The organism is Rothia sp. HMSC066H02, assembly GCF_001814995.1.
GTDB lineage: Bacteria > Actinomycetota > Actinomycetes > Actinomycetales > Micrococcaceae > Rothia > Rothia mucilaginosa.
This window is the reverse complement of record NZ_KV818688.1, coordinates 465793-490174: the sequence shown is the minus strand read 5'-3', so window position 1 is coordinate 490174 and position 24382 is coordinate 465793. Positions and strand designations below refer to the sequence as shown.

The window sequence follows — 24382 nt, the reverse complement described above, 5'->3', positions numbered from 1 at the left end:
TTGTCATGAGCTCGCCCGCTGAGCTTTCCGCATCTGAGCTGCCCATGGACTCAACGCTGACCGGGCCGGTGCTCATTATCGGCTCGGGTCTGCTGGGTGCCTCTATTGGTTTGGGGTTGCGTGCGGCAGGATGCGAGGACGTGTACGTCCAAGATATTTCACCCACCGCCGAGGCTGTGGCGCAGGATATCGGTGCCGGTACAAGTTTCTCCACTCTGTCGGAGGAGGAGCGCACCGCGTTCGCCCCGCAGCTGGTGGTGGTGGCTGCGCCTCCGGATAGTGCCGGTGCCGTGTGCGCTCGCGCGTTGAACACCTATGCGCCTCGACCGGAGGCGGGCTACCCCGGCGCCGTGGTGACGGATGTTGCCTCGGTGAAGGTGCAGCCGCTGGCTGATGTGCTTGCCTCGGGTGCGGATGCGTCCCGTTACGTGGGTTCGCATCCGATGGCTGGGCGTGAGAAGTCGGGCCCGGTGGCTGCTCGCGGTGAGCTGTTCCAGGCGCGTCCGTGGATTATCTGCGAGCACGATTCGGTTCGCCCCGAGTGTGTGCGTCTGGTGCGTTCTGTGGCGGTGGAGCTGGGCGCGATTGTGACTTCTCTGGGCGTTGAGGAACATGATCAGACGGTTGCCCTAATCTCTCATGTGCCGCAGGCGATGAGCTCGCTGTTGGCTTCGCGTCTGCAGGACACTCCGCTGTATGCGCTGTCCCTGGCGGGTCAGGGTTTGCGCGATACGGTGCGTATTGCGGCCTCGGACCCGACGCTGTGGGTGCAGATTTTTGCGGCGAACGCTGACCCGATTGTGCAGACCCTCTACGGGGTGCGTGATGACCTGAACCGCCTCATCGCGACGCTGGAGAACCCGACGGCATCCGGCGCTCGCCTGGATTTGGCGCAGCTGATGAGTGAAGGCAACGCGGGCGTGAGCCGTATTCCGGGTAAGCACGGTACTGCCCCCGCCGCGTTCGCAAAGATGACGGTGCTGGTGGACGACACCCCCGGCACGCTGGCTCGTTTGCTTGCCGAGATTGGTGAGCTGGGCGCTAACCTTGAGGATTTGCGTCTGGAGCACTCGACGGGTGCCCCGGTGGGTATGGCTGAAATCTCGGTCAATCCGTCTATTCATGAGGCGCTGGTCCGCGATTTGTCGGCTCGCGGTTGGCGTGTTGTGAAGTAGAGTTAAAGCTGTATTTTCCGGCATAAAGTTTGAGACGAATTTTAAGGAGTGCTGATGCACGAGAACCCTAAACTGACGATTGCTATTGACGGTCCCTCCGGTTCCGGTAAGTCGTCTGTGTCTAAGGAAGTTGCACGCCACTTTGGCCTGGCGTACCTGGACACCGGTGCAATGTACCGTGCCGCAACCTACCGTGTGCTGGAACTTGGCATTGACCTGAACGACGCTGAGGCGATCGCGAAGGCTGTCGAGGAGATGCCCCTGGTGTTCGGTACGAACATTAAGGAAGAAGAGATTCTGATGGGCTCGACCGATATCCGTGAGGAGATTCGTAGCGAGCGCATTTCTTCGGCGGTGTCTGCTGTGGCTTCGGTTCCGGCGGTTCGTGAGCACCTGATTGGCCTGCAGCGTTGGATGATCAACCACGCTATTAACGGCATGGTCGCTGAGGGCCGCGACATCACTACCGTGGTTGCTCCCGATGCTGATGCGCGCATCCTGCTGACTGCTTCTGAAGAGGTGCGCATGGCGCGCCGCGGCCTGGAGAACGCGGAGAAGTCCGGCGCTTCGGGTGACTTGAGCAAGCAGATCGCTGAGCGTGATGCGAAGGATTCGAAGGTCAATAACTTTATGGAAGCTGCCGAGGGCGTGACCCTGGTGGACAGCTCGGATCTTGATTTTAATGCGACGGTCTCTGCAGTGATTAACGCTGTGAATGACCAGTTGAAGGCGAAGCGCGCGGGCTAGGCCCCGCCGAAACGCTGGGGGAGTGGTGCATCCGCTCCCGATAAGACGTTGAGCCGCGCTCGCGTGCTGACCTTTGGGTTGGGCGTGGGGCGGGTAGAGAAAGGAATGCGCATGGCTGAGGACGCTATCCGCGACGATTACGAAGATAAGTACCTGGGCGGTGGCGAGGACGATGTTATCGAGCGCCTCGCTGAGATTGATGATGAGACCGCTGATCAGCGTGCTCAGGCTCTTCTTGAGGGTCTTGAGGACTACGACCTGGATGAAGAGGACCGCGCCCTGCTGGGTGCTTGGGGCTTCGACATTGAGGAAGAGGAAGAGCAGCTCGCTGATCCGGTAGTGGCGATTGTTGGCCGCCCGAACGTGGGTAAGTCGACCATCATTAACCGTATTCTGGGCCGCCGTGAAGCGGTGGTTGAGGATAAGCCGGGTGTGACTCGTGACCGCGTGTCCTATAAGGCTGAGTGGTTGGGTAAGAGCTTCACTCTGGTTGATACCGGTGGTTGGGAGTCTGACGCTCGCGGTATTGATGCTCAGGTTGCTGAGCAGGCTGAGATTGCTGTGGAGCAGGCCGATGTTGTGGTCCTGGTGGTGGACGCCCGTGTGGGTGTGACCGCTTCGGACGAGCAGATTGTGCGTATGCTGCGCCGCGTGAAGAAGCCGATCATTCTGATTGCTAACAAGATTGACGATGCTCACCTGGAGCCGGAGATTTATAACCTCTGGTCGCTGGGTATGGGGCAGCCGTTCCCGGTGTCGGGTCTGCACGGTCGTGGCCTGGCGGATGCTCTGGATGAGATCCTTGAGGTCATGCCGGAGCACTCGCAGTTCGCTCAGCCGGAGGCGCTGGGTGGCCCGCGTCGTGTGGCTCTGGTGGGTCGCCCGAATGTGGGTAAGTCGTCGCTGCTGAATAAGCTGGCTGGTTCTGAGCGTGCCGTGGTGAATGACCTGGCTGGTACGACTCGTGACCCGATTGACGAGATTATTGAGCTGGGCGGCTACCCTTGGCGTTTTGTGGATACCGCGGGTATTCGCCGTCGCCAGCACATGGCTAAGGGTGCGGAGTTCTACTCTTCGCTGCGTACCCAGACTGCTCTGGAGCGCTCTGAGGTTGCCGTGGTGCTGTTGGATGTTTCCGAGCCGATCTCTGAGCAGGATGTGCGTATCGTGCAGACCGTGATTGATTCGGGTCGTGCGATGGTCCTGGCATTCAATAAGTGGGATACCCTCGATGAGGATCGCCGCTACATGCTTGAGCGCGAGATTGAGCGCGACCTGGCGCACGTGCAGTGGGCGCCTCGCGTGAACATTTCGGCGAAGACCGGCTGGCACAAGGACAAGCTGGTGCCCGCCCTGGAACACTCGCTGGAGTCGTGGGATTCGCGTATTCCGACCGGTCGCCTGAACGCGTTCCTGGGCGAGATTGTGGCCGCGCATCCGCACCCGCTGCGTGGTGGTAAGCAGCCGCGTATTCTCTTCGGTACTCAGGTGTCTTCGCGTCCGCCGAAGTTCGTGCTCTTTACTACCGGTTTCTTGGATCCGGGCTACCGTCGCTTCATTATGCGTCGTCTGCGTGAGACTTTTGATTTCACGGGTACTCCGATTGAGATTTCGATGCGTGTGCGTGAGCGCCGCTCCCTGGGTGAGCGTCAGAGCGCGAAGGCTAAGAAGGGTAAGGGCGGCCGCCGCTAGTAGCGGGGGTGTCTGCCTGATGCCGTGTTGCTGGGCTGGCCCCTTGTTAGGCTTGGCCCCCGCGCGCTGGATTCTGCACGGAAAATCCGTGAGGAAAAGATTTTTAAGATTTTTTCTAAAAATAGGGATTCTGGCTTGCGCGGGGGTTAAAAGCCCGGTATAGTTATTCGAGTGTTCAGGGGAAACCTTGAAAACAATATCGTGAATAACGAATCGGGTTGTGGCGCAGCTTGGTAGCGCACTTGACTGGGGGTCAAGGGGTCGCAGGTTCAAATCCTGTCAACCCGACAGATAAAGCTCCGGAAGGTTTTTCCTTCCGGAGCTTTTTTGTATGCCGTTTAGTGGTTTTTGTTTTGCTTGCTTGGATGGGGAAATACGGGAGTCGGCGCCAAAAACACGGCTGGAAGCACCGAAGGGCGCTCTCTTCCTTGGGATGGCGGGGGAGGGGCCGGCATTGCACCTGTAAAGCGGTGGGGCTTTAGGTTAGTGTGCAATTATGAGCTTCGATCTAAATGTTGGAATATGCCCGATTTTGTGGGTGATGGGTGGTACATTGGGTACACAAGGAATCGCGTTTTAGCGGTCAGAAATTTTAGCTTTGGCACTGAATTTCCCTTGACAAATCAAGGAATATTTAGGTTTCTGTGACTAAAACACGACTTCATACACACTGAATTTCATAGCCGCAAAACCAACACGAACCCAAGTGAAGGCAAATATCCCGGTGGGATAGCCTCCCCAACGCACAAGACGACAGGGAGCCAGGCCTTATGCACACGGCACACACACCGCCACGCGCACCATTGGGTAGGCTTTACGGCACAACTCGATCCCGCCCCTCCGGGCGCGGAAAGGAACGCAATACACCATGTGGCAGCAAGTCTACGACCCGCTGAACTCGAGCGCGCTCTCCGCACTCGTGGCAGCAGTCCCGATTATTTTCTTCCTTCTGGGCCTCACCGTCCTGAAGCTCAGCGGTATTAAATCTGCCGTCATCTCCCTGGCGCTCGCACTCGTTATCGGTTGCGCTATCTTCGGCATGCCCGTCACCGCAGGTGCAGGCTCCATCCTCTACGGTTTCCTCTCGGGCATGTGGCCCATCGGCTGGATCGTTCTCATGGCAGTGTGGCTCTACCGCATTTCCGTGCGTTCCGGTGGCTTTGAAATCGTTCGCTCCTCCATCTCCTCCATCTCTACCGACCAGCGCGTCCAGATGCTGCTGATTGCCTTCTGCTTCGGCGGCTTCCTTGAAGGTGCTGCAGGCTTCGGTATTCCGATCGCTATCTGTGCTGCACTGCTCGTGTCCCTGGGCTTCAACCCGCTCAAGGCTGCAATGTTCGCGCTGATTGCTAACGTGAGCTCCGGTGCGTACGGTGCAATTGGTATCCCCGTGACCACCGCAGCAACCCGTGGTGGCGTGGACCTGCACGGTCTGTCCACCGAGCTGGTCCTGGTTATCCAGATCATCGCAGCTCTGATCCCCGTACTGCTCGTTGCTATTCAGGACGGCATCCGCGGTATCCGCGAAGTCGGTCTGGTAGCACTGATTGTCGGTCTGATTTACTCCGGCGGCCAGTCCGTCCTGCTCGCAGGCCTCGGTAACCCCGAGCTCGTCGACATCATCCCGCCGCTGCTGGCTCTGGTCGCACTGGCACTCATCATGCAGAAGTGGCAGCCGAAGCACATCTTCCGTGAGCCCACCGCTCCCTCCCTGGAAGAAGTTCAGGCTCAGCAGAGCGTCAAGCACTCCGGTGGTCAGATTCTCAAGGCATGGAGCCCCTTCGTCTACCTGTCCGTCGTGATTCTGCTCTGGTCCACCGCGATGAAGCCGCTCTTCGCTAAGGGCGGTCTGCTTGCCTTCAGCAACATCACCTTCCCCGTTCCGTGGCTGCACCAGACCATCCAGCAGGTGGCACCGATTGTTGCAAAGCCCAAGGCTATTGACGTGACCTACACCTGGAACATCATTGGTGCTTCCGGTACCGCAATTCTGGTCGCTGCAATCATCACCATCCTGACCTCCTCCATCAGCTGGGGTGAGGCTATCGAGGAACTCGGTGCAACCTGGAAGCAGCTGCAGACCCCGATCATCATGATCTGCCTGGTTATGTCCGTTGCTAACGTTATGAACTACGCGGGTATGATTACCTCCATCGCACTGGCTGTTGCCGCTGTGGGCGCAATCTTCCCGCTGCTGTCCCCGATCATCGGTTGGATCGGCGTGTTCGTGACCGGCTCCGTGGTGAACAACAACATCCTCTTCGCTGGCCTGCAGGCTACCACCGCACAGCAGATTGGCGTCAGCCAGACCCTGCTGGTTGCATCTAACACCGCCGGTGGTGTGATGGCGAAGATCGTCTCCCCGCAGTCCATCGCGATTGCAGCTGCTGCTGTGAACAGCGCAGGCGAGGAATCCAAGATTACCTCCATGGCGATCAAATACAGCGCGGCCCTGCTGGCTATCACCTGTGTTTGGGTTTACGTCCTGTCCCTGGTTGTAGCCTAAACAGCGTGAAACCCCGACGCGTGTAACCTACCTTCTTTGAGGGTAAGGTGCCCGCGACACGGTTGAGCGAAAGCCCCCTTCTACTTCGGTAGGAGGGGGCTTTCGCGTTTCTGTGTTTGTGCGCCGGGGAGGAGGTTCGCGACTAAGGAGCGCAATTATGCACATAAGTATCATTTGTGCACACTTAAGGTCACCCTATCCTGAAGTCTCGAGGAAGACCTGTTAGCTTAGACAGATAAAGTCATGAGTACCTAGTGAGCGGGAAAGAGTCCCGCTCACCACCGCCGCGCCACGGTATATGGCCACGGAATATTGCCTCGGAATATCGCCACGTCATACAAGCAAACGCCCGGCAGCTCAAGACCATCACGCTTCACCGATGGACCCATCCACGACGCAAGGATTGGGCCCATCGGTTTTTATGCGGCCTAACGCTTCCATACAGCACAGGTGCCGTACCGGAAGAAGCGACCGCTAATACACAGACCGAAAGGAATACCCGCCCCAATGTGGCAGCAAACATACGACCCGCTGAACGCACCGGTGCTCTCCGCGCTGGTTGCCGCAGTGCCCATCGTCCTCTTCCTGCTGGGCCTGACCGTCTTCAAACTCAGCGGCCTCAAATCAGCACTGCTGACCCTCGGCACCACCCTCATCATCGGTTGCGCCATCTTCGGCCTGCCCATCACCGCCGGTGCCGGATCCATCCTCTCCGGCTTCCTCTCCGGCGCATGGCCCATCGGCTGGATCGTGCTCATGGCGGTGTGGCTTTACCGCATCGCCGTGCGCGCCGGTAACTTCGACATCGTGCGCTCCTCCGTCTCCTCCATCTCGAACGATCAGCGCATCCAGGTGCTACTGATTGCCTTCTGCTTCGGTGGCTTCATCGAAGGCGCGGCAGGCTTCGGCATCCCGATCGCTATCTCCGCGGCACTGCTGGTATCCCTGGGTTTCAACCCCCTCAAAGCATCCATGCTGGCGCTGGTAGCCAACGCCGCATCCGGCGCCTACGGTGCTATCGGTATCCCCGTGACCACCGCAGCTAAGGTCGGCGGCCTGGACACCGCGCACCTGTCCGCAGGCATGGTTCCGGTACTGCAGATCTTCGTCGCCTTCGTGCCGCTGCTGATGGTCGCAATCCAGGACGGCATGCGCGGCATCCGCGAAGTCGGCCTGGTTGCGCTCATGACCGGCGTCATCTTCTCCGGCGGTCAGGCAGCTATCCTGATGCTGCTCGGCTCTCCCGAACTGGTCGACATCATCCCGCCGTTGCTGTCCCTGGTAGCACTGGCGCTCGTGATGCAGAAGTGGCAGCCCAAGCACATCTTCCGCGAGCCCACCGCACCCAGCCTCGAAGAAGCCCAGGCTCAGCAGAACGTGAAGCACACCGGCGGCGAGATTGTTAAGGCGTGGAGCCCCTTCATCTTCCTCTCCGCAACCATCCTGCTCTGGTCCACTGCCCTGAAGCCGATTTTCGCAACCAACGGCCCGCTGGGTGCTGCAACCCTGGCGTTCCCCATCCCCGGCATTCACGAAGCCATCACCACCGGTGCCGGCAAGACCGTGACCGCGATGTTCTCCTGGAACACCCTGGGCGCATCCGGCACCGCAATTCTGGTGGCGGCACTCATCACCATCCTGACCTCCTCTATCAGCTGGGGTGAAGCCTTCGAAGAACTCGGCGGTACCTGGAACCAGCTGAAGATGCCGATCCTCATGATCTGCCTGGTCATGTCCGTCGCAAACGTCATGAACTATGCCGGTATGACCACCTCCATCGCTCTGGCGCTCGCGGCAGCCGGCCCGGTCTTCCCGCTGCTGTCCCCGATTATCGGTTGGATTGGCGTGTTCGTGACCGGCTCCGTGACCAACGCTAACGTGCTCTTCGCGGGCCTGCAGTCCACCACCGCAGCCCAGATCGCTGTTGACCCGACCCTGCTTGTTGCCGCAAACACCGCCGGTGGCGTGATGGGCAAGATCGTCTCCCCGCAGTCCATCGCGATCGCGGCGGCGGCTGTGAACAGCGCAGGCGAGGAATCGAAGATTACCTCCATGTCCATCAAGTACAGCGCTATTCTGCTGGGCCTGGTCTGCGTCTGGTCCTTCGCTCTGTCGCTCATGGCTGGCTAAAGCCATTCCTGAGGCTCATACCGGGGCAGATAGCAACGTGACGCTGAACCCCTGATGATTCTGAGGTAAAGCCCTCTTCTCGACCCGTGCGGTCGAGGAGGGGGCTTTATTCTTACCTGCCGCCGTATAGGTTTGGCTCGGGTAGCAGAAAGGGAATGACCGGAGAAAATAACTACCGACAAGGACTAAATCGTAATGACTCTTAACTAGCGTTTCACACTGTAAAAGCACCCAGTACCTAGCAAAGGACCCACATGCCACAGTGATACAGTTCTCAGTGGGCATTGGCGCCGTAGGCGAGAGCACGAGCTAAGGAACTTTTAGCTTCGAGGCCTCCAACGAGAGAACCAACGCCCCGCATCGTGGAAATATCCTTCCCCGCGCCCCCTGCCTTCAGCCAAGGCTACAACACAGACACATGATGTTGCTACGCCTTTCACGTTCAGGGACCCTCAGCGGTAGAGGCGTCGTGAGGCTACGCCTCGTGCTACCCCATAAGGGCAGGCGGACGCACCCTACAGCGGCATCCAAACCGCTGTAGGTACACCCTGCGGCGAGGAAGGACATACCACTCTCATGTGGTCGCAAACCTACGATCCCCTCAACTCCCCGGTGCTCTCCGCACTCGTAGCGGCATCCCCCATTATTCTTTTTCTACTCTGCCTCACGGTTTTCAAACTCAGCGGCATCAAATCAGCGCTAATCACCCTAGCCCTGACCCTGTGCATCGCACTCGGAGTCTTCCACCTGCCCTGGACAGCAGCCGCAGGTTCTATTTTCTACGGATTCCTCTCAGCGCTATGGCCTATTGCATGGATTGTGCTCATGGCAGTGTGGCTCTACCGCATCGCGGTGCGCAGCGGAAAATTCGCCATCGTGAGGTCCTCAGTCTCCTCAATCTCAGCGGACCAGCGCATCCAGGTGCTACTCATCGCCCTCTGCTTTGCCGGGTTTATTGAGGGCGCGGCGGGCTTCGGCATCCCGATTGCTATTTCTGTAGCGCTACTGGTTGCCCTGGGTTTCAACCCGCTCAAAGCCGCTATGCTCTCCCTGGTCGCTAACGCCACCGTGGGCGCCTACGGTGCGGTCGGTATTCCTGTGACCACCGGTGCCGCTATCGGTAACGTAGACCTGGGGCACCTATCCAACCAGATGGTTTGGGTCCTGCAGATTTTTGCGGCCCTCGTACCCGTGCTCGTGGTCGCTATTCAGGACGGTCTGCGCGGCATTCGTGAGGTAGGCTTAGTAGCGCTCGCAACCGGTATCGTGATTTCTGGCTTGCAGAGCATCATGCTGTGGGTCCTGCAGGACCCCGAGCTCATCGGCATTTTGCCGCCCCTTGTCGGACTGGTGTTCCTGGCGGTCGTGATGCACTTCTGGCAGCCCAAGCACGTCTATCGCGAGCCCACCGCACCGACTCTGGAAGAGCTCTCCGCGCAGGACGAACCGACGTACAGCCTGCGCGAAGTTGCGAGCGCCTGGAGCCCCTTCATCTTCCTTTCCATCACCATCCTGCTCTGGTCCACCGTGCTACGCCCCGTCTTTGACCATAACGGAGCCCTGGGCTTTGCAAACCTGAGCTTCCATGTGCCCGGTATCCACCATCAGATTGGCGACGGTGAAGGCCTGGCTATCCACGCGGTCTTCAACTGGAACATCCTGGGTGCGGCGGGTACCGCCATTCTGGTGGCGGCTCTGCTCTCTGCGTTCACCTCGAAAATTACCGTCCGTGAGACTCTGCAGGAGCTTAACGGTGCATGGCAGCAGTTGAAGAAGCCCATCTACATGATTTGCCTGGTCATGTCCGTAGCAAACCTCATGAACTACGCGGGCATGACCTCCTCTATCGCCCTGGCTGTGGCTACGGCTGGCGCTTTCTTCCCGCTCTTCTCGCCCATAATCGGCTGGGTTGGCGTGTTCGTGACCGGTTCGGTGACCAATAACAACGTGCTCTTCGCCGGTCTGCAGGCAAGCACCGCGCATCAGATTGGCGTCGACCCTGGTCTGCTCGTGGCAGCCAATACCTCCGGTGGTGTGATGGGTAAGATTGTGTCCCCGCAGTCGATTGCGGTGGCGGTTGCCGCCGTGAACGAGGCGGGTCAGGAGTCGAAGGTTACCTCCATAACCATCAAGTACAGTCTCTTCCTGCTGGTACTGCTGTGCATTTGGACGTACGTGCTCACGCTCATCGTGCACTAGGCTTTTCCCAAGCGACTTTTCCTGTCTTCGAGGAAGAACCGGAGAGATGGGCTGAACGCTCGTTGTGACGTAACGTCGTGGCGAGTGTTCGCCGTATCTGAGGTACCCAACGTCATACGATGCGGATAATCCGCCCGGCAGGAGTAGAATTAGTGTTTGTGCCCACACACCGGAGACGTGCACAGGAGAGGCTGCCCGGCTGTTATCTGTGCGTTACTCGCTCGCCCGCTGCGTGAGACACACGGCTAACAGATGACCTACTACTCAAGGAGAAACAATGCAGGCACTCGCAACGGTCACCACCGTTTTTGCCTTCGTAGCAATCGCTATTCACGTGTACATCTGGATTATTGAATCCTTCCTCTGGACTAAGCCCAAGGGCCGCGAAACCTTCGGAATGACCGAAGAATTCGCCGAGTCTACCAAGGAGATGGCAGCAAACCAGGGCCTGTACAACCTGATGCTCGCCTGGATCGCCGCAACCGGTCTGCTCGCTTTCTGGTTCGGCTCCCCGCAGGTAGGTGTGGCACTCATGTTCGCAGGCCTGGGCTCCATGGCGATTGCCGGTGTCTACCTGTTCCTCACCTCCCCGGATAAGCGCAAGCCGGCACTGATTCAGCTGACCCCGCCGCTGCTGGCGCTGATTTTCCTCTTCGTGATGATCTAACCCTGTGACGATCTAATTCAGAGCGGAACCTCTCAACGTATAGAAGCCGCGTGCTTACTTCTACGAAGTGGCGCGCGGCTTTTCTGCGCCCTTAGACGCGAGCACGCCGAGCGTGGGGAGCTTAGGGCGAGGGGCTTAGGTAAAGAGCCCCGAACAGCCGCGCCGATGCGAGTCCACCAGGTGCGCATCCACCATGCCGACCGCGCACATGAGCGCATAGGCAGTCACCGGACCCAAGAACACACCTCCTAGAGCTTTAAAAGATTTGGCAAGAAGCGCGGACTCGGGTGTATCGGTAGGAATATCCTCCAGGGTATGCGGCGCGATAGTCTCGTGCGGCGCGAAGGACCACAGCCACGCCGGTAGCCCGCCCGGTACACGCGTGCCGTCGGATAGGGTGCGCTCGCGCATCCGGTCCAGATCTTCATCGCTGAGCGTACGAACTCGGCGGCGGCGGGTGGCTACCGCCTCGGCACTGTCTGCCTTAGCTGAGGCGGACGCCGGAGCAATGAGGGGAAGATGAATATCCTCGGCGGATGCGTCACGCTGCGTGGCGGCAAGCTCACGCATCCGAAGGGTCAGTCGTGCATTGGAGATGACCGCGCGAATCTTCCGCTCGTTACGGATAATCTCTTCGTCCTGGAGGAGCCGCGCAACATCCTGGTCGGTGAACGCAGCCACGCGTTCGGGATCGAACCCCTCGAAAGCGCGACGAAATGCCTCACGGCGGGCAAGAATCGTGCGCCAGGAGAGGCCCACCTGAAAAGCCTCGAGACTCAGTGCTTCGAAGAGCCCCCGCTCATCGGTGACGGGCATACCCCATTCGGTGTCGTAGTAGTCGCGCAGAAGCTTATCGGTCACCCACATGGGGTAGCTCGGGGTGTTTTCGAGGGGGTTGGCGGGAATAGTAGGTTGCGAGGTCACGGTTTCTCCTCTCTGAGATTGCTGCGCTCATCCGAGTATTTCGGAAGCATGTTCTACTTAAACAGTAGCCCTAGCATGAGAAAATCGCAAGTATATTCGATTATGTGTCGTGGTGCAGAGCAACGAAACCGAAAACAGGTACGACAGAGGGCGGAGCCCGCATCCGATGCACGCTCCGCCCTCTGATAAGTCTCAATCACCGCCGGGTGACCTAGCTAGAAGAGCCGCGCCTCCCGCACCTCTTCCGGCTCCTCCAGATCGAGAAGGAACTGCTTACGCTCAACACCGCCAGCGTAGCCAGTCAAACTACCATCAGCACCAATAACGCGGTGACACGGAATCATAATAGAAACCTTATTGCGGCCGACCGCCTGACCCACAGCCTGCGCCGGAGCACCGGGGCCAACCGCACGCGAAATCTCACCGTAAGTGGTGGTGTACCCGGCAGGAACAGTCTTCAGGTGCTCCCACACAATCAGCTGAAAATCGGTGCCCTCAGGATCTAGCGGCAACGTAAAAGAAGTGCGCTTGCGCTCAAAATACTCGGAGAGCTCCACCTCAGCACGCGACAGCAGCTGTGCCGCAGCGTACTCACCGGCTGGCTCTTCACCTTCAGTAGCGCTGTGATCCCGCAGGTAGGCGTCAGGATTCTCAATCAGTCCACCAAGCTCATGAGGGAGCGGAAAATGCGCCTGATCCTCGTACCAGATGCCGACAACCGCATCCGCACGGGCGGCGATGTAGAGAGTGCCCACGGGGCTTGCGTAGCGCGTGTACCAGCGCGCGAGCGCTTCCGGCGGCTGCGGCGAATCGGTCGCTTTGGTCATGCTCTTCCTCGTAGGCTCGTGGGTGTGTACTGCAGATGGTGCAAGGGTAAATACCCCTTTCAACCATCATAGGGGAGGGGCGCCTCCGTACCGTACCCGTAGCGGGTTTTGTCTATAACTGACCGTTATGTATGAGATGTATGCACCGCCGTTAAACATTTCAGGATGCCCCGTCAATTTTGCCTGAACCTGAAGAGCTGGCATTCTGTGAAGTACACACCGATACACCGCAATTCAATACTCCGGCTTCTCCACCCCGCAGCGGGTAGGGGATGGCCTGTGTTTCTCGTACCCCAACGATGGGTTCAACGATGACTGAAATTGCAAGGAGAAACATGGAAGATCTGAAAGACATCCGCCGGCAACTCAAAGAAAACCCGGAGAGCCGAGAGCTTAATAACCGTTACGCGCAGGCGTGCCTCGACATCGCGAAAGAATATACCGTTACGTCCCAGGGACATATCTTTATTTGCTCGCCCTCAGATTTAGAAGCCGTACGGTACGTCATGGCCAAGATCCCTAACGATTCGCTTCTAGACGGCGAAACCTTAGAGGAATACAAACGCCTGGAGAGAGCCGTTACCCAGGCTCGTATAAATAGAGGTAAACCCGGTAGCAAGATGGGCATTTACTATGCCCTCATCCTTTTTATAGTGATGCCTTCCATGGCGGCACCAGTCCTTCTGCTATGGGAACTCACCGTGCTTGGCTCAGACCACACCCGGGACCCGAGAGCCCTCATTTACCTGATTCCTGTCGCTCTCATTACCGCTGCGCTCCTCTGGGTTGGGTGGCTTGTTGAACGAATCCCCGGCTGGAAATATAACGCTCTAATCGTCGAAAAGAACAAAAGACTAGAACTAGCCAGAGCCGAAGCTGAAACGCGTCAAAGTACTGACTCAAACCGTTCAGACATGGTTGCAGTACCGGACTCTGAACCGCAATCTTAAAGTAAATGTGCCGCCTCACCGGTATTGGTGAGGCGGCACATTCGCTGTCTAGGGGATGAAGAGCTCGCTACTTAGCGGCTGCCATGTCAGAATTACGCTCCATCAGAAGTACGCTCCGTGTGGTGCAGATGCGGCAGGTGAGTCGAGTGCAGGTCGTGGCCAAGCACATCGTGCGCATCCGGGTCCTCGTTCGGGAGCACATGCGAGTACTTGGAGTAGTAGCGGTACAGCGCGTAGGCACCAATCACAGTCAGCACGATAGCAACACCCAGAGCCCACGGCACAGCGGTGGCAGAGTACAGGGCAGAGAAGAGCACCAACAACCAGGAGAGAGCAGCTGCAAGAACCGAAACGTTCATAGCAATAATTGCAAGCTTACGGCGACGGACATCAACCATAATCGGTGCGGGGAAACCCGCTCCCTCCTTCCAACGGAGCCTCTCTCCGTTCTCATGAGCACCGGAAGGTGCCAGATACGTAACCAACCGCCATCTTCGGCGACCAGAATAGAATCAAGAAGCCTATATACCTATGATACGGCGCTTGAAGTGGACATCAAAGGCAAACAAACGCTGTTAGACCAACCCCACACAACAAGTGAACGGGTATCTCAACAAGGGGCGTAAAACCAGTGATTTTTACAGCGAGATCTGCAATATGAAAAGCGAACCCCACTCATCGTTAATGCAGAGAACCCAGTAACAAGAGATAAAAGTCCGTCCGCCGCGGTACATGAAGCACCACGGCGGACGGGAGCGTAAATAAAGTATCAGCGCGAACCGTCGACTCCTATCAGGACAGCGCATGAATATGTCGCGTACGCGTCCTGTGCGGTATTGACACCTCACGAACAACACCGCGCCAGGTGACCGGCGGAAGATACCAAATTTACAAAAACCAACGGTACCCCAGCACTAATTTTTGTAGAAATTACGCCGCAATAAACGCTGAACTGAGCGTCATAAAACAGCGAAAAGCCCCCGCTGCTTCAACCCCATAGCGGGGGAGAAGCAGCCGGGGCGTCGCTAGTACGCGGGCCGTGCCGTTAGGCAACGGGTGCTGCGATTAGGCGGTCGGAACGTCCTCGTCAACCCACTCGAGGGTGCGGGAGACAGCCTTCTTCCACAGGCGGTACTGGCGGTCAACCTCTGCGGGCTCCATGGAGGGCAGCCAGCGCTTGTCCTCAGCCCAGTTGTCCACAACGTCCTGCTCGCCGGTCCAGAAACCAACAGCGATACCTGCAGCGTATGCTGCGCCCAGAGCGGTGGTCTCAACAACCTTCGGGCGGATCACGGGAACGCCGAGGATGTCAGCCTGGAACTGCATGAGGAACTCGTTAGCGGTCATGCCGCCGTCCACGCGCAGCTCGGAGAGCTCAACACCGGAGTCAGCGTTCATTGCGTCCAGAACCTCGCGGGTCTGGAATGCGGTTGCTTCCAGCGCCGCACGCACGATGTGAGCGCGGTTCACGTAGCGGGTCAGACCAACGATGACGCCACGAGCGTCGGAACGCCAGTGAGGTGCGAACAGACCGGAGAATGCGGGAACAACGTAGCAGCCACCGGAGTCCTGGACGGAGGTAGCCAGTTCCTCAGACTCAGCAGCGTGCTCAATCATGCGCAGGTTGTCGCGCAGCCACTGGATCAGGGAGCCGCTCATTGCGACCGAGCCTTCCAGAGCGTAGACGGGAGCCGCGTCGCCAATCTTGTAGGCGACGGTGGTCAGCAGACCGTTGTTGGAGAAGACGGGCTCGTTGCCGGTGTTCATGAGCATGAAGTTACCGGTACCGTAGGTGTTCTTCGCCATGCCCTTCTCGAAGCAAGCCTGACCGAAGGTTGCGGCCTGCTGGTCGCCCAGGATGCCCGCGATGGGGGTACCTGCGAGCAGACCGGTTGCGCGGCCGAAGCCGTACACCTCGGAGGAGGACTTGATTTCGGGCAGCATGCTCATGGGGATACCCATGTCTGCAGCGATCTGCGGATCCCATTCGAGGGTGCGGATGTTCATCAGCAGGGTGCGGGATGCGTTGGTTACGTCGGTGACGTGAACACCGCCGTCAACACCACCGGTCAGGTTCCAGACCAGCCAGGTGTCGGTGTTGCCGAAGAGCAGGTCGCCGCGCTCTGCGCGCTCGCGTGCGCCTTCAACGTTGTCCAGGATCCACTTGATCTTGGGGCCGGAGAAGTAGGTGGAGAGGTTCAGGCCGACGATGTCGTGGTACTTGCCAACACCCTCTTCGCCTGCGAGCTCTTCAACGATTTCCTGGGTGCGGGTGTCCTGCCAGACGATTGCGTTGTAGACGGGCTCACCGGTGTTCTTGTCCCACACGACGGTGGTTTCGCGCTGGTTGGTGATGCCGACTGCAGCGATTTCGTGGTGGTTGACTTCGCCGTTTGCCATAGCCATTGCTACGACTTTACGGACGTTCTGCCAAATCTCGGTTGCGTTGTGCTCGACCCAGCCGGCCTTGGGGAAGATCTGCTCGTGCTCGAGCTGGCCCTGAGCCACGTTCTCGCCCGCCTTGTTGAACAGGATTGCGCGGGAGCTGGTGGTGCCCTGGTCGATGGAGAGGATGTACTTGCGTTCGACGTTGAGGGTTGCGGAGTGCAGAGAAGTCGTCATTGATTTTTCCTTAGAACAAAAGAACGGGGGTATTAGAGAGGTTTAGAGGGGCAGAACTGCCGGAACGATCAGGCCAGCGAGGATAGCGCCGATGATCGGGCCAACAACCGGAACCCATGCGTAAGACCAGTTGGAGCCGGTCTTACCGGGGATAGGCAAGAAGGTGTAGGCGATACGGGGGCCGAGGTCACGGGCGGGGTTGATAGCGTAACCGGTTGCGCCACCGAGGCTCATACCGATAGAAACAACGACCAGGGCAACAGCCAAGGGGCCAATCTGGGCGGGGGTCTTACCGGATGCGATAATCCAGCCAATCAGGACGAAGGTACCGATAATCTCGGTGAGCAAGTTCCAGCCGTAGGACTTGATAGCGGGGCCGGTTGCGAAGATGCCGAGGCGGTCCCCCGGGTCCTCATCGAAGTGCTTCTTGTAAGTCAGGTAGGCTGCGGTTGCACCAGCCATTGCGCCGAGCATCTGAGCGACGATGTACAGGGTGATGTTCAGCGGGGTTGCGGGAACGCCCGTTGCCAGGTCGCGGCCTGCAGTTGCCAGGCCAACGGTCACAGCGGGGCTCAGATGTGCACCGGAGTGGAAGGAGAGGTATACGGCGGTGAACACTGCCAGACCCCAACCGAAGGTGATAACAACCCAGCCTGCGTCCTTAGCGTAGGACTTCTTCAGGGTCACTGCGGCGCATACGCCGGCACCGAGCAGAATCAGGATGAAGGTACCGAAGAACTCGGAAAGTACAAAACCAAGAGTGGTGGGGGCACCGGATGCATCCACGAGAGCGGATGAGCCGGCTGCAAGTACAGTTCCTGCGGAAGCAAGAAGAGACATTGATGCTCCTTGAAGACGAAGCGTCTGGAAGGCAAGCGAACCTTTGCTTGCGTATTCCCGTGCGTCCTCACCGCACGGGCGGATCGGGGCACAACGCTGTGCTGAAATGTGTAGCGGATTGCTACGAAAAATTGATAGATGTTTTTGGATGAGAAGCAGATTGTACCAGTGGGTTAACCCTGTATTTAGCTCGCTGCTTCTTATGCAGGGGATTATCGTAAACGGTTATTTAACCTCTCGTCCACCCCTCACCGAAAATATGAGATAACCCATGCTCGGTGAGGGGTGAACGGTCGGTTCGTACCGGATAACCGGTCACGAAAGGTGCGTGGAATCTCTGCGGATTAGAGCTTCACACGGGGTGCCACGGGGGTGACAGCCTCAATCTTTGCCGATGCCTCAGCATCGGTGGAGGTGGACTCTGCCTCGCGCATTGCTGCAACGCGTGCGGCGTAGAGGTCGAGTTCTTCCTTGACCTTCTTGTCGTCCCAGCCGAGCTCGGCACGCAGGATGTCGAGGATTTCGTCTGCTGCTGCCAGGCCGCGGTCGCGCTGCTCGAGGTCGAGGCGTACGCGGCGGACCAGAACGTCCTCCAGGTGCAGGGCACCTTCGTAGCGGATAGCGAAGACGACGTCTGCACGCAGGAACTGGGGTGCCTTAGCCAGGGGAGCGCCGAGGGAGGAATCTGCATCGATGAGGGCGCCAAGGTCCTCAATCTGTGCGCCGTAACGCTCGAGTAGGTGGGTGATACGGGCCTCGTCCCAGCCGTAACGCTCGGCGTAGCGTGCACGGTTAGCGGCGATTGCGTGGTAGCCGTCTGCGCCGACCAGGCCGATGGTTGCGGTCACGGAGGGGTTCTGCTTAGCCTGCTCGCCCAGCGCGAAGTCGACAGCGTCGGCAGCCATGACACGGTAGGTGGTGAGCTTGCCGCCTGCGATTGCGCTCATGCCGGGTGCAACCTCGGTCACGGTGTGCTCGCGGGAAACCTTGGTGGATGCTGCGCCGTCCTTGACCTTGGGCTGCAGCAGCGGGCGCAGGCCGGTGTAGGTGCCGATGATGTCTTCGCGGGTCAGCGGGTTAGCGATCAGCTTGTTCGCCTGCATCAGGACGTAGTCGATGTCCTTGCTGGTTGCGACGGGGCGCTCGCGGTCCTCGGTGTAGGGGGTGTCGGTGGTGCCGATGATCCAGTAACGCTGCCAGGGGATGATGAAGAGAACGGACTTCTCGGTCTTGGTGAAGATACCGCTGGTTGCGTTGATGCGGTCGCGGGGAACCACGATGTGGATGCCCTTGGATGCGAGAACCTCCAGGCCTGCATCGGGGTTAGCCAGGGACTCGGACTCTTCGGTCCACACGCCGGTTGCGTTGATGACGTGCTTTGCGCGTACGTTCAGGCGCTCGCCGGTCTCCAGGTCTGCCAGCTCTGCGCCGATGACGCGGCCGGATGCGTCCTTGGTGAAGCCGACAACCTGGGTGCGGGATGCAGCCAGTGTGCCGTAGCTTGCAGCGGTGCGGACGACGTCGATGACGAGGCGTGCGTCGTCAACGCGTGCGTCGTAGAACTGGATTGCGCCGCTGAATGCGGAGTCCTTGATGTCGGGGAAGACGGTCTTGGTGCCGGCCTTGGTGAAGTGGCGCTGGGAGGGGACGCCCTTGTTGCCGCGGGAGCCGAGGAATGCCAGGGTGTCGTACATGCCGATGCCGATTGCGGAGTATGCGCGCTCGATGACGGGCATCTTCAGAGGCCACAGGAAGGGCTGTGCGTGCACGAGGTGGGGTGCAATCTTGTTCAGCAACAGGCCGCGCTCGGTGAGAGCTTCGGTCACGAGCTTGAAGTCGAGGTTGTAGAGGTAGCGCAGGCCACCGTGAACGAGCTTGGAGGACCATGCACTGGTGCCTGCAGCCCAGTCACCTGCTTCGACGATACCGGTGCGCAGACCGCGGGTTGCTGCGTCGAGGGCAATGCCTGCACCGGTAATGCCGCCGCCCACAACCAGGATGTCGAGTTCTTCATTGACCATGCTCTTGAGTGCCTTGGCGCGGGACTCAGCGGTCAGCTGGGACTGCTGTGCAATGTGCTGGGAGCTCATGTATGCTCTTTCTTCTCGTGCCGCGTGCGCGGCGTGGGGTTTCATCTTGCAAATAGTAAAACCCAATGGTGAAATAATAACCAAGTAGCTTGAACGGATTTTCACTGGGGGTCTGGGGTCGATGAACGAACGCGCTAACCACACTTACGAGGCGGCGCAGCTGTACTACATCCACAACATGACGATGGACGCTATCGCGGCTCGTCTGGGGGTTTCTCGCGCCACTGTGTCGCGTCTGCTTAAAAGTGCTCGTGAGAGCGGCATGGTGCAGATCCGTCTGGATGATTCCTTCCGTGCCCGCAGTGAGCTGGAGCGCCGCATCGGCGAGCGCTATAAGGTGCGCGTTACTCTCGTGAATGTCCGTTCGGACGCTACCCCCATTGCTCGCATGAGCCAGGTATCCCGCACCGCAGCGGCGCTACTTGATTCCCTGATTGACAATGGAACGAGCCTGGGCGTGGCGTGGGGTTCGACCATGACTGAGATTTCTCGCCACCTGCCGCGTCGTCCTCTGAAGGGCGTGACTGTGGTTCAGCTGAACGGTGCCGGTAATGCGCACCATTCGGGTATTCCGTACCTGGGTTCCTTGCTGGGGCAGTTGGTGAATGCCTATGATGCGCAGACTATCCATTTTCCGGTTCCCGCGTTCTTTGACTATGCGGACACGAAGACTGCCATGTGGCGTGAGCGTAGCGTGCAGAAGAATCTGCATGCCCAACAGAACGTTGACCTCGCTATTTTTGGTGTGGGTGCTTTTGGTGGACCTATTCCTTCTCACGTGTACTCGGGTGGCTATTTTGAGGTGCAGGAGCAGCGTCAGTTGCGTGAGCTGGGCGTTGTGGGGGATATGTGCACGATTCTTCTGCGTGAGGACGGCTCGTGGGCTGATCTTGAGTTGAATAAGCGTGCGTCCGGTCCGACTCCGAAGGAGCTGGCTCGTATCCCGCGCCGTATTTGCGTTGCGTCCGGTACTCACCGTGTGCGTGCTTTGCGCGGCGCGTTGCGTACGGGTGCGATTACTGACTTGGTTCTTGATGATGCCCTGGCAAAGGCGCTCATGGAGAAATAGCTAAAAATAATCGCCGCGGGTATGGGAGTCTGTGGTGATGGGGTAAAGGGGCACCTTGAATCTGAAAGGGTAGTGCTGAGAGTTTTCCTGGTGAAGCTCTCAAGCGCCGCCTGAACAATGTTTCAAGGTGCCCTTTAGTGTCGTCAAAAACTGCTTTCTGACCCTACAATGTGAAACGTTTGCGCATGTGAAAGTGCATATTAGTGCACTCCATTGAAGGTGTGCGCCACTCACCGTTAGAAAGAACCAACCATGACCCCCACCTATAACGCCCAGGCGAATCCGCACCTGGGCGCACCCGGCATTACCACGATGCACGGTGATGCCCAGTCCTCTGACGCTACTCCTCTTGCCGGCCCCGGCGCTGGCGACTGGAAGATTACCGGCACGAAGCTTGGCGGCGCCTGCCCGACGATTCTTGCCGGACGCGACGGCTTCATTCAGGTGCTCTGCACCCAGGTCTTCGCCCACGGCGAGTTCATTACCCCGAAGCTGTCCATCCTTGACCCGCATACCGGCCGCGAGCTCTCGCACCTGGACATCCCGAAGGGCGCACTGCTCGGTGGCGTGTACGCCTACCTTGACGCGCAGGACCGCATGGTTCTGGTGGATGGATCTCAGTGCCTGCTGCGCCTCTCCCACTCTGCTGACGGACGCAGCATCCGAGTTGATGAACGCATTGACCTAAGCCGCATGCTCGCCCAGAGCCCCAATGACGCCGTGGTTGGTCTGGTACCCGACTGGTCCGGTCGCATTTGGGCTGCGACGAAGAACGGCTACATTGCGGTCATTGATTCTGCCCGCGGCACGATTCGCTCGATGCGCCTGAATAAGGCGTCGATTGCGGGTGAGCGTATCGATAACTCGATTTCGGCGTGCCCGCAGGGTGTGAGCGTGGTGACTTCCCACGCTATTTATATGCTGAACGCAACCGCAACCGGCGCGCCCATCCTCAAGTGGTGGCATGCCTACGACCGCGGTAGCGCCCGCAAGCCGGGTAAGCTCGCGTGGGGTTCGGGTGCCTCCCCGACGTTCTTCGGTCCGCACGGTTCGGATTACGTGATGCTGACCGATAACTCTGATATTCAGGAGTCGGTCATTGTGTACCGCACCGATAACGGTGCGAAGGTCGGTAGCGCCGGCCTGTTTACTGCCGGTACCTCTGGCACTGAGAACTCTATGATCGGTGTGGGTAACACGATGGTCGGTGCAAGCACCTACGGCTACCCCTACCCGAAGTACCCGGAGGGTGCCGGCCCGTCGGTTCCTGCGAGCGCGCTTTTTGCCCCGGGTATGGAGCGTTGGGATATTACCGACCGCGGTCTGCGTAAGATCTGGGACCGTAAGGACGTGTACTCTTCGGCTGTTCCTCGCTATTCCACCGCTGACGGTCTGATTTACACGTGTGAGCGTCGCCGTGGTCCTGCTGGTTTGGCGAATGGTGCCTACGCGTGGGCTGTCGCGATTGATATGGAAACCGGTAAGACGATGCACGAGCAGCGCCTGCCCCAGCATGTGAGCCTGCTGCTTGGCGGTGGTGACACCCTGCAGATGGTGGGCACGATTGACCGTTACGGCACCTGGTGGCAGGGCACGATTAGCGGCGTGTACCGTATCGCGAAGGCTTAGAGGAGTAGAAAATGACTAAGAATAATCTAATGAACGCTTCTCGCCGTACCGCGTTGAAGGTTGCGGGCGCTTCGGCTGCCCTGGTAGCTGGCGGCGTGAGCGCTGCGGAGGCGGCAACTCGTTCGGGCGGTAAGCGCGCTCGCGTGACCCCCGTGACCCAGCGTCCTGGCGGACAGCGCGGCGGGCAACGCGGTCAGCACGGCGGTGGACAGCACAGTGGTGGACAGAACGGCGGCGCGGCGAGTTCTGCGCTGGTGCAGGTTCCGATGCGCTATAACGAGTCGTGCATCCGCCTGGAGTTGAAGGCTGCTAACGGTGTGCAGGCTGTGTCTTTGCAGAGTCAGCCGGCGCGTACTGTTGCTTTCCGGAATCTGCCGACTCGCCTGAGCATTATTAATGAGGGCAATTCGACGCTGCCGGTGGGTACTCGCCTGATGGTGCGTGCTCGCGCGCAGGATCCGAAGACTGGTTTGTTGTTGAATCCTGCGGTGACTCTTCGTGTTACCTCGGGTCAGGCGGTGCTGCCTTCGGGCGGTCTGGGTGCTTCGGCTTTGGTGGCTCCTGTGGATGCTCTGAATCTTGATGCGGTGCGCCGTAGCGAGCAGACCGGTCAAGCTGGTGCCGGTAGCGAGAATGTTCTGGAGTTGCGCACTGCTATTCCTCGCGGTCACCGCTTGGATGTTCAGCTGAATTATCAGGTGGCTTCGGGTGTTGCCGGTTCTGCATTGAAGCAGGTTCATGTGAGCGCTGTGCTGGATATGGCGGCGGCTGGTTTGTCCTCTTCGTTCCACGAGGTGCAGAGCCCGGCTGTGGTTGCTTCGCTGAACTAGCAGTTGAGCTGGCCCTTGTGAAAGATGGCCCAGCGAAGGATGGGCACGGCGGGGGAGTGGCTCCGTTGTGTGTTTTTATACCTCTATATACAGGCGCCTGTTCAAAAAAGACATATTGAAAGGTCGGGGTCGTTCTTGGGAACGGCCCCGACCTTTGCATTGTCTAGTCTGCCGGCGTGAGCGGTAGCTGATTTTTCCTATGCGGTTTCGGTCCTGTCGTGTTCGCCGAATGCCACCTGCACCGCGTGGTGCAGTGCTTCGCGCACCATGGCGATGGCGGGGTTGGCGGCGGACTCTCGGCGTACGGCGGTAAAGATTTTGCGGCAGGGCTTGCCGGGTAGCTCTACGATGCGTAGCCCCTCGGTGGTGGAGAGGGAGGAAAGGATGAAGCCGGGCACGATGGTGACGGCGAATCCTGCTTTGACGAGGTTGGAGTTCGTAATCATGTCATTGGCGCTGTAGCGGATGACCGGCTCGAATCCTGCGGTGCGGCACTGGTTGAGCGCCCAGCTGCGGGAGGTGTTCTGCTCCATTTCCAGGACCCAGGGCAGTGCGTGCGCCTCTTCAATGGAGGTGATGGTGGAGGTGCTGGGCACAATCAGGCTGAGCGGGTCTTCGGTGAGTAGCTCGGAATGCAGTTCGGGGTATTCGGGGATGTGATGGTGCGGGTAGGCTTCGGAGAGCACCATGTCGTATTCGCGGCTTCGGGTCAGGGAGGTTCCGGTTTCGGGGTCGATTTGCAGTACTTGCAGCGTGAGTGAGGGGGCGTGTTCGGCAAGGTAGCTGAGGGTTTCCGGTAGCAGTGCGAAGGCCGCGGACTGGAAGATGGCGAGGCGGACCATACCTGCGGGTTCGCCGGTGAGGTTGGCGACGGAGGTTTGCATGCGGTCGAGTTCGCGCAGGATGCTGCGGGCGCTGTCGACGATGATGAGTCCGGCGCTGGTGAGCTGTACGCGCCTGCCGATGCGCTGCAGAAGCGGGGTGCCGGTTTCTTTTTCGAGGGTGGCAATCTGCTGGGAGACGGCGGAGGGAGTGAGGCTGAGCGCTTCTGCGGCAGCGATGACGGTGCCGCGTTCTTGGATTTCGAGGAGCATTTGCATGCGTCGGATGTCGTAGATTGACATGTGTTTCCTCCCTGGCGCGCCTGGTTGTTCTGCAGATTGTGCCTCTGAGTTCTTCCGTGGTGCGTCTCTCATCGTGGACTCTTGTCTATGGTACCGCGTGGGCTTCCGGCTGGCTCTTTTTGAGACGCCTGAAGTGGGGTGCCGGCATGTTGGCTTGTGTAGCGAGTATTTTCGCGCTGAATGTGATGATTCTTAGAGCCGAAGATGCTTTTGGGACTGGTTTTGAAGTGTTCGATTGTTACGAAATCGGTTCGGTATTTGCTTTCTGAAAGTGCTAGCCTGAGAGAGATGGATAGCGATGTCGCTACAAACTTCACCTTGTCTCTTCGAACAGGAGGTTCGGAGGGGGCGTGGGGTGAAA

The 24382-nt window shown here is 58.9% G+C and carries 18 protein-coding genes and 1 tRNA gene; 12 read left to right on the top strand and 7 right to left on the bottom strand.

What is annotated here, in order from left to right; genetic code table 11:
- Positions 1-5: 5 nt before the first annotated feature.
- From HMPREF2999_RS09170 to HMPREF2999_RS09135, 8 genes are all read left to right on the top strand, one after another.
- On the top strand, positions 6-1175 hold the full coding sequence (locus HMPREF2999_RS09170; protein WP_070674922.1) for a prephenate dehydrogenase: 1170 nt from the start codon (positions 6-8) through the stop codon (positions 1173-1175).
- A gap of 54 nt (positions 1176-1229) precedes the next feature.
- A complete protein-coding gene (cmk, locus tag HMPREF2999_RS09165; protein WP_005507701.1) occupies positions 1230-1922 on the top strand; it encodes a (d)CMP kinase in 693 nt (230 codons plus the stop codon).
- Positions 1923-2033: 111 nt separating this feature from the next.
- Positions 2034-3614, top strand: coding sequence for a ribosome biogenesis GTPase Der (der, locus tag HMPREF2999_RS09160; RefSeq protein ID WP_049358671.1), 1581 nt, complete (start codon positions 2034-2036; stop codon positions 3612-3614).
- 214 nt (positions 3615-3828) lie between these two features.
- Positions 3829-3902: transfer RNA gene (locus HMPREF2999_RS09155), tRNA-Pro, on the top strand.
- Between the two features lie 580 nt (positions 3903-4482).
- Positions 4483-6120, top strand: coding sequence for an L-lactate permease (locus tag HMPREF2999_RS09150; RefSeq protein WP_005507703.1), 1638 nt, complete (start codon positions 4483-4485; stop codon positions 6118-6120).
- Between the two features lie 507 nt (positions 6121-6627).
- Complete coding sequence (locus HMPREF2999_RS09145; protein WP_070674925.1) at positions 6628-8250, top strand: L-lactate permease; 1623 nt, start codon at positions 6628-6630, stop codon at positions 8248-8250.
- A gap of 576 nt (positions 8251-8826) precedes the next feature.
- Complete coding sequence (locus tag HMPREF2999_RS09140) at positions 8827-10449, top strand: L-lactate permease (protein ID WP_070674928.1); 1623 nt, start codon at positions 8827-8829, stop codon at positions 10447-10449.
- A gap of 277 nt (positions 10450-10726) precedes the next feature.
- Positions 10727-11116 carry a DUF1304 domain-containing protein gene (locus HMPREF2999_RS09135; RefSeq protein ID WP_005506606.1) on the top strand — a complete coding sequence of 130 codons (390 nt, stop codon included), beginning with the start codon at positions 10727-10729 and terminating at the stop codon, positions 11114-11116.
- 135 nt (positions 11117-11251) lie between these two features.
- On the opposite strand, the gene HMPREF2999_RS09130 is transcribed toward HMPREF2999_RS09135, so the two are convergent.
- Both HMPREF2999_RS09130 and HMPREF2999_RS09125 read right to left on the bottom strand, forming a co-directional pair.
- Entirely contained in the window at positions 11252-12040 is a 789-nt protein-coding gene (locus HMPREF2999_RS09130; protein WP_070674931.1) for a DNA-3-methyladenine glycosylase I, read from the bottom strand.
- Positions 12041-12255: 215 nt separating this feature from the next.
- Positions 12256-12867, bottom strand: a complete 612-nt coding sequence (locus HMPREF2999_RS09125) for a methylated-DNA--[protein]-cysteine S-methyltransferase (protein ID WP_070674934.1) — start codon at positions 12865-12867, stop codon at positions 12256-12258.
- A 311-nt stretch (positions 12868-13178) separates the two neighbouring features.
- On the opposite strand from HMPREF2999_RS09125, the gene HMPREF2999_RS09120 reads away from it, so the two are divergent.
- Positions 13179-13817 carry a hypothetical protein gene (locus HMPREF2999_RS09120; protein ID WP_141757063.1) on the top strand — a complete coding sequence of 213 codons (639 nt, stop codon included), beginning with the start codon at positions 13179-13181 and terminating at the stop codon, positions 13815-13817.
- 92 nt (positions 13818-13909) lie between these two features.
- On the opposite strand, the gene HMPREF2999_RS09115 is transcribed toward HMPREF2999_RS09120, so the two are convergent.
- The 4 genes from HMPREF2999_RS09115 to HMPREF2999_RS09100 all read right to left on the bottom strand — a co-directional run bounded on the left by HMPREF2999_RS09115 (position 13910) and on the right by HMPREF2999_RS09100 (position 19369).
- The gene (locus tag HMPREF2999_RS09115) at positions 13910-14215 is read right to left on the bottom strand and encodes an N-acyl-D-glutamate deacylase (protein WP_239663434.1); all 306 of its coding nucleotides are present in this window, start codon (positions 14213-14215) and stop codon (positions 13910-13912) included.
- A 667-nt stretch (positions 14216-14882) separates the two neighbouring features.
- Positions 14883-16439, bottom strand: coding sequence for a glycerol kinase GlpK (gene glpK, locus HMPREF2999_RS09110; protein ID WP_070674940.1), 1557 nt, complete (start codon positions 16437-16439; stop codon positions 14883-14885).
- A 42-nt stretch (positions 16440-16481) separates the two neighbouring features.
- The gene (locus HMPREF2999_RS09105) at positions 16482-17279 is read right to left on the bottom strand and encodes an MIP/aquaporin family protein (protein ID WP_005507711.1); all 798 of its coding nucleotides are present in this window, start codon (positions 17277-17279) and stop codon (positions 16482-16484) included.
- A gap of 344 nt (positions 17280-17623) precedes the next feature.
- On the bottom strand, positions 17624-19369 hold the full coding sequence (locus HMPREF2999_RS09100) for a glycerol-3-phosphate dehydrogenase/oxidase (RefSeq protein ID WP_070674943.1): 1746 nt from the start codon (positions 19367-19369) through the stop codon (positions 17624-17626).
- 121 nt (positions 19370-19490) lie between these two features.
- Here HMPREF2999_RS09100 and HMPREF2999_RS09095 point away from each other — a divergent pair, with 121 nt between their 5' ends.
- The 3 genes from HMPREF2999_RS09095 to HMPREF2999_RS09085 all read left to right on the top strand — a co-directional run bounded on the left by HMPREF2999_RS09095 (position 19491) and on the right by HMPREF2999_RS09085 (position 22897).
- Complete coding sequence (locus tag HMPREF2999_RS09095) at positions 19491-20438, top strand: sugar-binding transcriptional regulator (RefSeq protein ID WP_044150602.1); 948 nt, start codon at positions 19491-19493, stop codon at positions 20436-20438.
- 252 nt (positions 20439-20690) lie between these two features.
- Complete coding sequence (locus HMPREF2999_RS09090; RefSeq protein WP_070674946.1) at positions 20691-22067, top strand: 6-pyruvoyl tetrahydrobiopterin synthase; 1377 nt, start codon at positions 20691-20693, stop codon at positions 22065-22067.
- Between the two features lie 11 nt (positions 22068-22078).
- Positions 22079-22897 carry a transcriptional initiation protein Tat gene (locus HMPREF2999_RS09085; protein ID WP_070674948.1) on the top strand — a complete coding sequence of 273 codons (819 nt, stop codon included), beginning with the start codon at positions 22079-22081 and terminating at the stop codon, positions 22895-22897.
- 197 nt (positions 22898-23094) lie between these two features.
- Here HMPREF2999_RS09085 and HMPREF2999_RS09080 read toward each other — a convergent pair whose 3' ends face one another.
- Entirely contained in the window at positions 23095-24021 is a 927-nt protein-coding gene (locus HMPREF2999_RS09080; RefSeq protein ID WP_005506591.1) for a LysR family transcriptional regulator, read from the bottom strand.
- Positions 24022-24382 lie beyond the last annotated feature (361 nt).

Excerpts from the sequence above, each read along its gene's own strand:
- HMPREF2999_RS09170 (WP_070674922.1), top strand. The coding sequence starts at position 6 with ATGAGCTCGCCCGCTGAGCTTTCCGCATCTGAGCTGCCCATGGACTCA.
- cmk (WP_005507701.1), top strand. The coding sequence starts at position 1,230 with ATGCACGAGAACCCTAAACTGACGATTGCTATTGACGGTCCCTCCGGT.
- der (WP_049358671.1), top strand. The coding sequence starts at position 2,034 with ATGGCTGAGGACGCTATCCGCGACGATTACGAAGATAAGTACCTGGGC.
- HMPREF2999_RS09150 (WP_005507703.1), top strand. The coding sequence starts at position 4,483 with ATGTGGCAGCAAGTCTACGACCCGCTGAACTCGAGCGCGCTCTCCGCA.
- HMPREF2999_RS09145 (WP_070674925.1), top strand. The coding sequence starts at position 6,628 with ATGTGGCAGCAAACATACGACCCGCTGAACGCACCGGTGCTCTCCGCG.
- HMPREF2999_RS09140 (WP_070674928.1), top strand. The coding sequence starts at position 8,827 with ATGTGGTCGCAAACCTACGATCCCCTCAACTCCCCGGTGCTCTCCGCA.
- HMPREF2999_RS09135 (WP_005506606.1), top strand. The coding sequence starts at position 10,727 with ATGCAGGCACTCGCAACGGTCACCACCGTTTTTGCCTTCGTAGCAATC.
- HMPREF2999_RS09125 (WP_070674934.1), bottom strand. The coding sequence starts at position 12,867 with ATGACCAAAGCGACCGATTCGCCGCAGCCGCCGGAAGCGCTCGCGCGC.
- HMPREF2999_RS09120 (WP_141757063.1), top strand. The coding sequence starts at position 13,179 with ATGACTGAAATTGCAAGGAGAAACATGGAAGATCTGAAAGACATCCGC.
- HMPREF2999_RS09115 (WP_239663434.1), bottom strand. The coding sequence starts at position 14,215 with ATGGTTGATGTCCGTCGCCGTAAGCTTGCAATTATTGCTATGAACGTT.
- glpK (WP_070674940.1), bottom strand. The coding sequence starts at position 16,439 with ATGACGACTTCTCTGCACTCCGCAACCCTCAACGTCGAACGCAAGTAC.
- HMPREF2999_RS09105 (WP_005507711.1), bottom strand. The coding sequence starts at position 17,279 with ATGTCTCTTCTTGCTTCCGCAGGAACTGTACTTGCAGCCGGCTCATCC.
- HMPREF2999_RS09100 (WP_070674943.1), bottom strand. The coding sequence starts at position 19,369 with ATGAGCTCCCAGCACATTGCACAGCAGTCCCAGCTGACCGCTGAGTCC.
- HMPREF2999_RS09095 (WP_044150602.1), top strand. The coding sequence starts at position 19,491 with ATGAACGAACGCGCTAACCACACTTACGAGGCGGCGCAGCTGTACTAC.
- HMPREF2999_RS09090 (WP_070674946.1), top strand. The coding sequence starts at position 20,691 with ATGACCCCCACCTATAACGCCCAGGCGAATCCGCACCTGGGCGCACCC.
- HMPREF2999_RS09085 (WP_070674948.1), top strand. The coding sequence starts at position 22,079 with ATGACTAAGAATAATCTAATGAACGCTTCTCGCCGTACCGCGTTGAAG.
- HMPREF2999_RS09080 (WP_005506591.1), bottom strand. The coding sequence starts at position 24,021 with ATGTCAATCTACGACATCCGACGCATGCAAATGCTCCTCGAAATCCAA.